Annotated in this window: 12 protein-coding genes; 7 read left to right on the top strand and 5 right to left on the bottom strand. The window is 35.8% G+C overall.

Features of this window, described 5'->3' with window-relative positions; genetic code table 11:
• Positions 1-9: 9 nt before the first annotated feature.
• Positions 10-2,208, bottom strand: a complete 2,199-nt coding sequence (locus BALOs_RS13445; protein WP_162929696.1) for a hypothetical protein — start codon at positions 2,206-2,208, stop codon at positions 10-12.
• 81 nt (positions 2,209-2,289) lie between these two features.
• Between BALOs_RS13445 and BALOs_RS13440 the strand changes: the two genes are divergently transcribed.
• Positions 2,290-3,459 carry a hypothetical protein gene (locus BALOs_RS13440; protein WP_120405466.1) on the top strand — a complete coding sequence of 390 codons (1,170 nt, stop codon included), beginning with the start codon at positions 2,290-2,292 and terminating at the stop codon, positions 3,457-3,459.
• Positions 3,459-4,238 carry a hypothetical protein gene (locus BALOs_RS13435; protein ID WP_120405465.1) on the top strand — a complete coding sequence of 260 codons (780 nt, stop codon included), beginning with the start codon at positions 3,459-3,461 and terminating at the stop codon, positions 4,236-4,238. The genes BALOs_RS13440 and BALOs_RS13435 overlap by 1 nt, the downstream gene beginning before the upstream one ends.
• Here the strand turns inward: BALOs_RS13435 and BALOs_RS13430 are convergent.
• From BALOs_RS13430 to BALOs_RS13415, 4 genes are read right to left on the bottom strand one after another with little or no spacing between them, the layout of a single operon-like run.
• On the bottom strand, positions 4,224-5,252 hold the full coding sequence (locus BALOs_RS13430; RefSeq protein WP_120405464.1) for a hypothetical protein: 1,029 nt from the start codon (positions 5,250-5,252) through the stop codon (positions 4,224-4,226). The two genes, BALOs_RS13435 and BALOs_RS13430, sit on opposite strands and share 15 nt — an antisense overlap.
• Positions 5,253-5,283: 31 nt before the next feature.
• Positions 5,284-6,432 carry a cysteine desulfurase family protein gene (locus tag BALOs_RS13425; RefSeq protein ID WP_114705715.1) on the bottom strand — a complete coding sequence of 383 codons (1,149 nt, stop codon included), beginning with the start codon at positions 6,430-6,432 and terminating at the stop codon, positions 5,284-5,286.
• 30 nt (positions 6,433-6,462) lie between these two features.
• Positions 6,463-7,572: a quinolinate synthase NadA gene (nadA, locus tag BALOs_RS13420; protein ID WP_120405463.1), complete on the bottom strand. Its 1,110-nt coding sequence runs from the start codon at positions 7,570-7,572 to the stop codon at positions 6,463-6,465.
• A 22-nt stretch (positions 7,573-7,594) separates the two neighbouring features.
• Positions 7,595-7,915 (bottom strand): rhodanese-like domain-containing protein, encoded by a 321-nt coding sequence (locus BALOs_RS13415; protein ID WP_114705713.1) that lies wholly within the window; start codon positions 7,913-7,915, stop codon positions 7,595-7,597.
• 210 nt (positions 7,916-8,125) lie between these two features.
• Here BALOs_RS13415 and BALOs_RS13410 point away from each other — a divergent pair, with 210 nt between their 5' ends.
• The 5 genes from BALOs_RS13410 (at position 8,126) to BALOs_RS13390 (ending at position 12,728) form a co-directional block, all read left to right on the top strand.
• Entirely contained in the window at positions 8,126-8,902 is a 777-nt protein-coding gene (locus BALOs_RS13410; RefSeq protein ID WP_158536760.1) for a ParA family protein, read from the top strand.
• Positions 8,903-9,003: 101 nt separating this feature from the next.
• Positions 9,004-9,885, top strand: coding sequence for a ParB/RepB/Spo0J family partition protein (locus tag BALOs_RS13405; protein ID WP_120405462.1), 882 nt, complete (start codon positions 9,004-9,006; stop codon positions 9,883-9,885).
• Between the two features lie 207 nt (positions 9,886-10,092).
• The gene (locus BALOs_RS13400; protein ID WP_120405461.1) at positions 10,093-10,827 is read left to right on the top strand and encodes a hypothetical protein; all 735 of its coding nucleotides are present in this window, start codon (positions 10,093-10,095) and stop codon (positions 10,825-10,827) included.
• A gap of 110 nt (positions 10,828-10,937) precedes the next feature.
• The gene (locus BALOs_RS13395; protein WP_114705709.1) at positions 10,938-12,200 is read left to right on the top strand and encodes a Glu/Leu/Phe/Val dehydrogenase; all 1,263 of its coding nucleotides are present in this window, start codon (positions 10,938-10,940) and stop codon (positions 12,198-12,200) included.
• Between the two features lie 45 nt (positions 12,201-12,245).
• Entirely contained in the window at positions 12,246-12,728 is a 483-nt protein-coding gene (locus BALOs_RS13390; RefSeq protein WP_120405460.1) for a hypothetical protein, read from the top strand.
• Positions 12,729-12,743 lie beyond the last annotated feature (15 nt).

Genomic DNA, 12,743 nt, shown 5'->3' with positions numbered 1-12,743 from the left:
TAATTAGTACTAGTAACGTTCTTTAATTAGATACTTTATTAACTCAAATGAACCATTCTGTGAATAACCATATGAAGATTGAAGATTATCAATAACAACCTTAATTTCTTTTTTGATATCTTCTTTCAATGGGATATGGCCTTTTACTTCTTTTCCAGACATCTCTGCTTCAAAGAAGACAAGATTCTTTGCAATCTTATGAATTACCTTCTCTTGCTCTTTTCTAAATGATTCTTTTAGACGATCCACAACTTCTGGGAAGATTTTAGTATAATCGACTTCTTCGCCTTTATTATCCAGATACCAAGCACCTAGTTTAGAAATAAGGTGAGAACGGAAGTTAACTGCATCTTCTTTTAGATTGATATTATTTTCAAATTCTTTAATGAAGTACTCATCTGCATCTTCATACTTAGAAGTTACAACGTTTTTAATCTTTTCACCTTTAATCATGGCGTTGATATTTTCGATATATCTCTTTAAGTAATCTTCATAAGAGCGATCATCCACAAGACCTAATGACTCTCTTAACTTCTTATCAAAGTCATCAAGTGCTGATTCGTTGATTAGCTCAATGAACTTTGGTGGATTATGATAATCTCCGTGAGCAGACATATTAAGAAAGTCATATTCTGACTTCTTATTGATAATTCTTTTAAAGTAGTCCAGAACTTGAATAAAAGTAATTGCCTTATTCATATCTGCCAGACGATAAATAATATTTTTAATATCCCTTGGTGAGATACCAAATTTACCTTCGTAGAGATTATCGAATTCAAATTCTGATTCGATACGCTCAATATTATGTTTTAAGATTTGTGCTTGTTCTACGTCTAATCGTCCAGGGATGATTCTATCTTCAGAGTAGAGTCCGGCTTTCTCAAGTGGATTAAGAGTTGTTACGATAGCTGAAAGTTTCTTCGTATCTTCGTAGTGCTTTGTCATACAAGAGCGAATCCTAGTCATAACGGCGAACTTTGCAATGGCATCAAGAGCACCTGGCTCAAAATGAGTACGATCTTTAATACTATTGATTTGTTTTTGATAGATCTTCATTTCACTCTTATAGTCTAAGAGATATGGTACGCGGATAAATGTAAAGCGTCCTTTAAATGAATTAAAGTCAGGGTGTTGCTTAAAGGCAGTTAAATGTACTTCATTTGATGTACCAATAAAGAAGATATCAAGCTCAGTTAAAATACCACCGAGATTAATTGATCCGGATTCCATTGTCATAAGTAGATACTTAAATGTATCCAATGGCCTTTTAAGTAGATCTGAATATTCTAGAATACCGCGATTGGCATGAATTGTTTCACCAGACATTTGAAACAGATTTAATGACTGAAGTGAAGGTGGAAGAGAAGCAAGTCTCTGATCCATTGTGATTTGTTGCATCTTTGCATCAACATGTAGTTGAGGCTCAATTGTAACAGCACTTCTCGAATAACGACGAGAGATAGTGTAGCGCTCAACGCGAATATGTTTTAAGACTTCTTCATGCTTTCCTTTGTAATTCTTAAGTAGAGCATCGTAAATCATACGATTTCTTTTTGAGAGATCACCGCGGACAAGGTAAGACTTTTCAATTTCTTCCTGCTTTTCTGGATTCTCATTAAAAGCTGAATGGATTAAATCCTTTCTAACTTCTTTTGGGATAAGTAGTAGAGGGTGATCTTTTAATTCAGATGTTAGAATAGCTGAGATATCTTTATCTTCTAATTGTGCGTAAGAGCTTAAATCTGAAGTTGTCGATGCTTGGTTTAATCCAAGATTACCTTTTATGACTGTATTAATTGGAAAGATCCAACTAAATGTATAAAGAGCACCTTCATCTGTTTTAGAATAATCCTCAGCACCTTTCATAAGGCGCTTAACAAGTGAGCTCTTTGAAGAACCATTTGGCCCAATAAGAAGTATGAATTTATTATTAAAACCTTCTTCTGCAAAATTTCTTAGTTGCTCAATGATCTTTTCCTCAATCTTATACTGGCCAAATACTGCTGGAGCATCTTGGTCATCATGTGAGAAAACATTTAAATGTTTGTGATCATCACGGCCAAAGTAATTAACCATGTCTTGAAGGTAAGCAGAAGTTGGCCTTAATTCCTTTTCAGGAGACTTCTTAAAGAGTTCATAATACTCAAAAAATGACATGATCTCATTGCCGTTAACTTCTAAATTATTTAAGCTATCTATCCAATCCATAATAATCCTTTGAATCCTTTTAACATAAGGAAATTCTATATATAATTTTACCATTGATTGGGTGTTACACATAAGTGAGAAATGTTTAAAAAAATAATTTTAACTACTATATTAATTCTGAGTGTTGGTGTCGGGTATTGGGGCTTTACAAAGCTGCAAACAAAAAAGACTCTAAGCCCGGATCAAATCGAAGAAATAGCGTCTACTTTGAAGTTTGAGTGGGAAAATGCACGTCTTGATAAAGAAGGTCAGTGTAAAACTCTTAGTTATGTAGATGACCAATATTATCAATGTTTTCCTGAGTATCTTCAGTGCCTATTAGAAAAAAAGCTGGTGAATGTTTATCTTGATAAAAAAGTTAAGACATTATCTCTCGTTCAAGGTTATTCGTATCATCAGATGCCAAGCTTTCGTTACTATGATTTTGTTGTAAAAGCTCAAGATTATGATGAAGAATTACAACTTAGCTTTGTGGATAGTTGCCAAGAAACCTATGTGCCACAACGTTACTATCCTTTTATGGCCAATAAAAGAGAAGTTACAATTTCTTGGGATAACTTTAATCGCAATCTCTTTGTGGATAAATTTCATGTACAAAATTGGGAAGTAAAGAATTGGAAGAACTTAGCAAATGATAAGCTCTCAAAGTCTGCTTATAAAAAAATCAAGGACAAGAATCTCTACTCGTATACTTATGGATTGTCAGTTGAGGAGATGGAGGCCTATTGCCGTTTCCAAGGAAAGAGTTTACTCACTGCAAGAGTTTTTGATGCAATTTCAATTCATCCAGAAGATTTAACTGATAATACAACTAAATACTTAAGGGCACCGCTCTATCCTTGGACAAGAAAGAATACAAAAACACTACTTAATAAGATTCAACGAATGAAAGAGTTTCATGTTGAAGAAATCAAGGAAGAAGAAATATTATCTCTTTGTGAAAAAAGTTATTCAAGTGAGTGTTTAGATCAAAATTATATACAAAAAGATAGTCGAAATGTTTCATGGGCCGGTGTTTATCAGATCTTTGGTGGGCCTTTTGAATACTTAAGAAATATCATCCACCCAAGTGAGAACTTAAAACTTTCTTCGTTCTATTTTAGCTGGCATTCTAAAGCACACCAAAATGGTATGCGCGGTTATTGGGATGGTGAAGGATATGGTTTAAATAATATAGCCTTTGATCCCTTAAGAGCTGATAAATTAACTAATGACTATCGAATTGCATTTCGTTGCATGAGGAGTCTATAGTGAAATATTTAGTATTTATTCTGCTTTTTATTTCATGTTGGTCACAAAAGTTTGATCTTGAAGAAAGATTGTCTCTTGCAAAGAAGATTGAGTTTAATAAGCAATATTTAAATAAAGGTAATATCGAACAACCAAAGAATACTTGGATTAAGATTTTTGAATTCGATAATTTTTGTGCATTTTATAAAACTCCTTTTAATAAAAAAGAGGGGATACTTCGCTACGTTTCTAAAAGTGGCAATAAGTGCCAATTTGATGAAAAAATAAAGCTTGAAGAGAATATCTCCTCTCTTAAATTCTCACTATCAGCTGTTGATAAAGTCAGCCTCGATCTATTTCTTGGCGGTGAAAGAAGAAGTTATCATTTATTCAACTACCGAATGCCAAGAAAGTTTAGTGCCTTTCAAAATCAGTTAAAAAAGTCCTACTTCGATAATGTCTTCATTAGTGGTGGCCTTGAATACTTAAAGGATAAAGTCTTAAAAGATGGCCAACTCTGTCACGGAGTTAATATAGAGTGTAAGGATGTGGTGGCAAATATTTGTGATATGTGTCCTAGTGGAAGTTACGAAGTCGTAGATTTCAACTGTAAACAAGGTGGAAGTAAGTACTGTGGAGTTAATAAGTGTGGTACAAAAAACCAACCAGCTTGTCCTCGTGGTTATAAGGTTTTAGATACAAAGCTTCCAAGCCTCTGCTTTAATGGCTCTCCTGCTGGCTTTTGTGAGCCAGGCCTTGAAACATTTTGTAATGATGATGGAATTCTAGTTTGTTTGTAGGATTTTTGTCTTAAGTACCTGAGCTGGCCTAAGTTTTAGACGACTTTTTCTCACTTCTTTAATGGCATTAATGTCATCAGGAGAAATATAACAACTATTAGTTACATCATAGAAATCAGAGCAAATTCTTACTTGTTGCGCTTCTATCTCTTTCGTTTTTGGAAAGTATCTTAAAAGAGTAATGAATTCCCCATGCCCAAGGTTAGAGACAACAGGATACTCTAGGATCTTTGTTACAGGCTCAATACTACTTCCACTAAAAACGATATCAATGGTATCTGGAGGTAGGCGCGTTAAGATTTTTTTAATGAAGCTACGATCAATTTTACAGTCTTTAAATCGGTAATCGATTTTATCACTACACTCATCATGAGCATGTAAGATAGCAATATTTATATCAGTCTGACCTTTGATCTTTCTTTTTATATTAAGGATTCTTGCAACGACATCATCAAAGAGGATTCCCTCTAAACCATCCTCATCTTTAAGTATCGGTTTATATGGAGTTAGTCCAAAGATTCCAACCTTTACACCATTTATCTCCTTAATGATTACTTCTTTATTATTAAAGCTTGAAAGGGATTCATTTGTATCAAGTGATAAGAGATTTGAATTAACAAATGGGATATTGATCTCTTTATTCTTCTGATTCTTTAAGCTAATGAGGTCATGATCTGATAAGAGAACGGCATCGTATTCTAATTCATTTATATGCTCAAGAACTTCGTCACCATCTTCTTTTGATTGACCTGCTAGAATCTGCCCACCATCGATTAATAGAATATTTCCAAGTTCACTTCTTATGGCACTGAGGTATTTTCTCTGCAGCTGTGCACCACCAAATTCTATTTTTGAACCATTTATTAGCTCGTCTTTGTGAGGTGTGAGTTGCGACTTTAAATTACCAGTATAAGCGATAATAATTGAATCTTTAGTGTTCTTAGAGAAATTCTTAGTAAGCTTTAAGGAATTATATTTTTGAGAACTCTCACTACAAGAAATGAGAGTTCCCAAAATTAAAAATATGATGAAAAGGTTTTTTGTCTTAATAACTTTTTATCTTTGATAGTTTTTCGTAAGCGTTTATTAATGCACTTTCGATTCTATCATAGAGGGCAGGATCATTACAAAGCCCTAAAGAAATTCTCACAACACCTCGACCAATATCGTCAGTTACTCCCATGGCCTTAAGAACTTTAGAAGTTTGAGGGTTATTGTCAGAACAAGCTGATGATGTTGTTACATAAATTCCTTCAGATTCAAGCTCCATTTGCACAGCCTGGCCATGGATTCCTGGCATTGAAAGGTATGATGTTGAAGAAAGCCTTGGGGCATCTTCACCAATGATAACAATTTGTGGAAATTTAGCTTTAATATTTTCTTCAAATTGTTGGCGTTTAGTATTAATGGCCTCATATTTTGGTAGATTATTCATTGCATATGTTAGGGCAACGGCAAGAGTTTCATTTCCGAGGTAGTTTTGAGTTCCACCACGAAGACCTTTTTCTTGTCCTCCACCAATAATGAGAGGTTTTAAAGTTGCTGGATCTTTAGCAAGAACTAAGCCTGAGCCTGTCATGCCACCAATTTTATGTCCGGCCACTACAGCGTAGTCAATTCCCGATTCAGCAAAGTTAAATTCAGTCTTTCCTACAAATTGAGTTGTATCACATAGGAAAGGAACACCTTTTTCTTGGCATATTTTTGCAACGTCTAAGTAAGGTTGAATAACACCAGTTTCATTATTTGCTGCCATCACCGCAACAAGTGCAGTGTCTTCATCGATATGATTAATGAGGTCTTCTACATCAACAATTCCATTTGGCTTAGTTTGTAATGTATAGACTTCATGGCCGTGATTTTCTTGGTAGAAAAGAGCATTGTTTGTAACAGCTGAGTGCTCGATTCCCGAGATGATTATTTTCTTTTTTGGATTATTTAAAAGTACAGATTGAAATACAGTTGAGATACCTTCTGTCGAGCCAGAGTTAAATACAAGTTGACTCATTTGAGCACCGAGAAGCTTTGCACATACAGAGCGTGCATTTTCCATGGCCACCTTCACGCGTGTTCCAACATGGTGTGTGGCATTTGGGTTAGCAAATGGCCCCTTGTTTAGGCGGTTAATAATGTACTCCTTTACTTCATTGCAAATTGGAGCACTGCCATTGTAGTCAGCGTAAATCTCTTGCATGTTTAAATCCCTCTCTCTTGTGTGTAAAACCTATTTACTTAACTCAAGCATTTTATTTAATGCTTTCAGTGAGTATTCCTTAGTCTTGTCATCTACTTTAATTATATTAATAGGTTTATTTTCCTTAATCGCTCTAAAGCTGGCAAGTAGCCAACGCGGTCTTACTCGATACATTGTTGTACATAAACACTGGTAAGGTGACAGTGAAGTGATTTCTTTATCAGGAAAATCATTTGCTAAACGATTAACAAGGTTAATCTCTGTTCCTACTGCAAACTTTGAGCCTGCTGGTGCTTCTTTAATCTTATTGATGATGTAAGCAGTTGAGCCGTTATCGTGTGCCGCTTGTACAACATCAAAGTTACACTCAGGATGTACGATAACAGTTGTATCTGGTTTTTCTTTTTTTATTTGTTCTACTTGTGTTGCTGTAAAGCCTTGGTGAACTGAGCAGAATCCGTACCAAAGAATAACTTTGGCCTTATCGATTTGTTCGCTCGTTAGCCCACCATTAAGCATATTAGGGTTGTAGACAACCATTTCATCAAGTGAGATTCCTAGGTCATGACAAGTATTTCTTCCTAAGTGTTGATCTGGAAAGAATAATAGTTTTTGACCTTGATCAAAGGCCCACTTGATAATGTTTTGTGCATTTGATGAAGTACAGATTGTTCCATCGTTTTCACCAACAAATGACTTTAAAGTTGCAGCACAATTAATATAAGTAATAGGAATAATTTTATCGTTAGTTGATTTGCGCATGAAGTCCCATGCTTTATCAATCTCTTCTCGGTTTGCCATGTCGGCCATTGAACAACCTGCTTGCATATCTGGAAGGATGACGTGCTGGTCATCTCCTGTAAGCATGTCTGCAGTTTCTGCCATGAAGTGAACGCCACAGAAAATGATATATGGCTTATCCTTGAGTAAGGCCGCATCTTGAGCAAGCTTTAGAGAGTCACCTTTATAATCAGCAAACTCAATAACGTCATCTTGCTGATAGTGGTGGCCAAGAACAACAACTTCGTCCTTAAGCTCCTCTTTAATCTTTCTGAGTTCAACTAGCACTTCTTCGTCTGATAATTCTTCTTGAGAAATTATTGGACGGTGAACTTCCTCTTTTCCGAAAAGATCTAACATATTTATTCCTTTAATTTATTGATTAAGCCTTAATTGGGTAACCACTTTCTCCCCAAGCAAGGATTCCACCTTCTAGGTTGTATAAGTCTTCAAAACCTTCTTCCAGTAGAAATTGGCAAGCATTTAAACTTCTCTTTCCACTACGGCATTGAACAACAATTTTTTTACTCTTATCTTTTAAGTGATTCGCATATTGATTAGCGAAGTCTGATAGTGGAATAAAAATAGCTTCTTCAATATGACCTGCATCCCACTCATCTTGCTCTCGGCAATCCACAAGAATAAGGTCTGTATTCTTATCCATTAAATCCTTTAATTCACCAACTTCCATAAAGTTAATCATGCGTTACTCCTTTTATTAATACGACGTTTGGGAATTTAGAACATTCCTCACAAGCTGTCACCTTATGAGTAATTTACCATGTGCGTCTAAAAATAGATTTGATGGGGCTCAAATTGTTTAATCAGGTATTTGACGTTGCGTGATACTTTTCTTAACATTTTATATAGATAGTTTTTTATATTGGTCAAATGGATGACCAGGGGAGCTTACATGGAAGTTATAACGGTTGCAAATAACAAGGGTGGCGTTGGTAAAACAATGCAGTGCTACCAATTAGCGACTCACTTGGCCAATAAAGGTCACAAGGTACTTGTTATTGACCTAGATTCACAGGCCAATTTAAGTTCAACATTTAATTTACAAATTCACAGAACTCTTATTCCTGAGTGGTTAATTGGTGACGTTACTATCGAAGACGTTATGGTGCCTTCAGAAGGTAAGGGTAAATTTCATAAGAATATTACTGTTATTCCATCAAGTCGTCATATGGCCAATCTATCAAAGCTTCTGATTCTTTCAGAAGGTGAGATTAGAAAAGAAGCTGGCCGTAAGGAGAGACTGATGAGGCTAAGACTTGAGCAAATTCCAGAGGGAATGTTTGATTACGTTGTAATCGATACACCTCCAATGCTTGGTGATGAACTTATTATGGCACTTGTTGCAAGTAATAAGATTCTAATTCCAACACAGGCTCAAGATTACTCTATTGATGGTCTAGAAGAGTTAATGGATACTTTTGAAATTATCAAAGAGACTGAGAACTCTTCATTAGAATTCTCAATCATTCCATCAATGGTTAATGCGAGAAGAAAGATTGAAAAGCAAAGACTAGAAGAACTTGCTCAGTCTTTTAACATTACACCACCAATTCGTAATCTTGTTCAGATGCAAGAGTCGATTTCATTAAAGAGACCTATTTGTAAAATGGGGAAGAAGTCGCGCGGACATCAAGATTACCAAAAGCTTTGGGAATCATTAAATCTATAATATTTTGAGACACACGGATGTGTTTCGCTTTTAAAGGGGCCATGTGTGTGTGACTGGCCCTCTTTAAAAGAAAATAGTCTCAACATAGGGAAGAGGAATTTATGGCAAAAAAATTTGCTCCAAGAGTTTCTAAGAAAGAAAGAAAAACTTTAAAATTAACAGATAATCTCGATAGCTCCGTAATGGAGAGACTTTCTGGTGATCGTCTTCTACAAGGAGCGAAGCTAGATGAAGTTTACTTAAAAGAGATTGTTGTAAAAGAGCAGGTAAGAACTAAATTTAATGATAGTTCTCTAAAAGAGCTTGCTGAAAACATCAAACAAAATGGTCTAATTCAACCACTTGTTCTTCATAAGGATAAGCTTGGTCGACTAACATTAGTTTGTGGTGAGAGACGTTTCCGTGCCATGTCTCTAATTGAAAAAGAGAAGTGTCCTTGTTTTATTCTCGATAAGAAGAATGAACAAGAGCTTATGGCAATTCAATTCTCTGAGAACTCATCACGTGAAGCACTTCACTATATTGATAAAGCCGATGGTATTTTAAATTACCAAAAAGCAACGAAGGCGAGTGAGAGAAAAATTCAAGCGGCTCTTGGTATTTCAAAGTCTGAAGTTCACAGGTCTTTAATGATTGCCAAAATGGGTAAGAAAATTAAAGAAGCGGCCAAAGCTCATAATATTGAAAAGTATGTACTTCTAGAACTTGATGCTCTTGAGAAAAGCCCACTTAAAACAAAGCTAACTAAAATGCTTTATAAAGGTGAGTTAACAAAAAGAGCTGAACTTAAGAAGGCCATCAAAGATGGTGGTGTTATTAAGCCAGGTAGAAAGAAGAAAAAGCCAACTGTTCCAAAAGGACTTACGGCAAATGCATTTATTAAGACATTAAAGTCACAAGCTAAAGGTAAGAAGCTGGATAAGAAAACTCAGTCCTTACTTAATGAGCTCCTCAAAGAAACACAAAATATCGTCGATATGTAAGACATAAGCATGGCCAAGGGTGAAGCTATTCATCCTTGGCATGACCCTTGCAACTTATATTAGTAACTGAATAGTTTATTAATGTAATTTGAGGGACTTAACATGCTAAACACAGCGAAAAACAAGAGTAAAATTTCTACACAGTGTTCAAGATTTATACAGTTATCACTGCTTCTGTTCACATGTAATACACTTGCTAAAGGCGAAGTGAAAAAAGATTTAACTCTTTTTAAGTCTTTTAACCCTCGAGTTGAAGTCAAACTTCAAGAGCGTACCCCACAAAGTTTTTACGCTGATGTGGACTTTGCTCCAAAACCAGAAGATTATAAAACATTTCTCGACTATGTTTTTGTATATGATCACGCAGGTGTTCTAAAGAGGATGTCGAATCATTATCATCAAATGCAGGCAAGAGATGAATATGTTAGAAATTGGGATCTAACTTCCACAACATTTCATAAGCTCTCAACTATTGATGAGAGAAAGCGCTACTTTAATAAGAATTTTTTAAAGTATATTGATAAGAGAATTTCTGGCTCAATTAAAAGGGCAAAGAAAGGTTCAACAATGGCCCAAGTTGGTCAGATGAAAGAAACGTTAACACCAGAGTCTGAAGCACAAATTTCAGATAACTTTAAAGTTAAATTTAGAGCAAAGGTACTTAAGGGTCTTGCTATTATTAAAATCGAAAATCCATTTGTCGATGCTAATACATTTCTATCTCTATCTGATGGTCTAATGATGCAAGTAAGAAAGAATTTTAATGAAACTCGCACGATCGCCTCAGTTGATTACTATACTGCTGGAACAAATATTGAGCTTTATGTAGAACAAGGTTTAACAGATAGACTCTCTGCTAGAGCTTCGGCAAAAGATATTGTTGGCGGAAGTAATGCGTCGCACGAGTTACGTTTAAATTACTCAACTCCATTCAATTTCTAATTAACCGAATTTGGCAAAAAAAGTCAGTAATTGCCCCATGCATTTACTAGCTCATCCGTTATAATTGGAGTAAATTAGGAATTATTTTACGTATAACGGAGTTAAAAAAAATGAGCAATCTTCTAGATAATCCACTATATCAGGATGCCATCGCGCAATTAGAAGAATCTGCCGCAATTATGGGACTCGATCCAAACGTTGCCGACAGACTTAAACACCCAAAAAGAGCACTTCAAGTTGCAGTTCCAATTCGTCTTGACGATGGTACTGTTAAAACTTTTCAAGGATTCAGAGTTCAACACAATATGACTCTTGGACCTGGAAAAGGTGGGGTACGTTATCATCCAGGCGTTGATCTGGCCGAAACTGCTGGTCTTGCAATGCTAATGACTTTCAAATGTGCACTTGTTGGTCTACCTCTAGGTGGAGCAAAAGGTGGAATCTGTGTTGATCCAACAAAACTTTCTCGTCAAGAACTTCAAGGTTTAACAAGAAGATACACAACAGAAATTAATACATTCATTGGTCCACAAGTAGATATCCCTGCTCCAGATATTGGAACAGACGGACAAACTATGGCGTGGATGCTTGATACTTATTCACAACTAAAAGGTTATACTGTTCCAGGTGTTGTAACAGGAAAGCCAATTACAGTTGGTGGATCTCTTGGTCGTAGTGAAGCTACAGGTAAAGGTGTTGCCTTTTGTGTAAACTTTGCTGCTAAGAAATTAGGAATGAAAATCGATACAAGCACAACTGTTGCTATTCACGGTTTTGGTAAAGTTGCCGTTCCTGCGGCCCATGATCTTGAAGCACAAGGTGCAAAGATTGTTGCGGTTTCAGATGTTTCTGGCGCAATCTATAATCCAAATGGTTTAAACATTAATGCTGCACTTGAATGGACAAAGAAAGGTGGCCTACTAGCAGACATGGATGGAGTAGAGAAAATTTCTAACGAAGAACTTTTCGCTCTTGATGTTGATATCTTAATCCCAGCTGCAATTGATGGTGTAATCACTGAAAAGAATGCACATAAAGTTAAGGCAAAGATTATTGCTGAAGGTGCTAACGGTCCACTTAATAAAGCTGCAATTGATATCGTAACTAAGAATGGTTGTTTCTTAGTTCCAGATATTCTTTGTAACGCTGGTGGTGTTATCGTTTCTTACTTTGAATGGGTTCAGGGACTTCAGAATTTCTTCTGGGATCTATCAGAGATCAATAGAAAACTTCACGATATTCTAAAAGATGCTTTTGAGAACGTTTACGAAGCTCATCAGAAATATGATATCGATATGAAAAAAGCCGCTTTCGTTGCTGCTCTTAAAAGATTAGAGAGAGCAATGAGATTTAGAGGGCTCTTCCCAGGTTAATATTTTTCTTGTAAGATAGAGGGCACTTATAAGGTGCCCTTTTTTATGCGATATATCTTACTGCTTATTCCATTCTTCGCTTTTGCCAATGTGACAAGTGAACTTGTTACGGGGGCGGACCGCAAGCTCTTCTCATACACGCAAGTATGTGAATTCTTTGGCGTAAAGGATGCTTTACTCGCTAGTAAGGAATCTTCTTCTAAAATTGACTGCATGGGCAAGTCATTTGAAATCTCTAATTTTTGCGAAAAGAAATACACAGGTAATTTAAATTATACTAAGGCGCGCTTTGATCTCGTTGATGGTAAAATTGCGTGTCACTTCTCTGATACTGTCATCCTTGAGCTTGCATGTAAGGGGAAGTATTCGAAGTTTTGTAAGAATACTAATGAATCTTGTAATGAGTTAAAGTCTGAGTTTGCTCACTCTCTTGATCTTTCCACTTCTATGATTCTAGAAATTTACCCACCTCGTTTAAAATGTTTCTTTCAATCAAAGTCAAAGATTCCTAATTCTACTAATTTATAACTTCCGTTAAATTTC

Origin of the sequence: Halobacteriovorax sp. BALOs_7, assembly GCF_003612895.1 — a bacterium.
Taxonomy (GTDB): domain Bacteria; phylum Bdellovibrionota; class Bacteriovoracia; order Bacteriovoracales; family Bacteriovoracaceae; genus Halobacteriovorax_A; species Halobacteriovorax_A vibrionivorans.
Note: the sequence above shows the minus strand (reverse complement) of the source record. Positions and strands in the feature narration are given on the sequence as shown.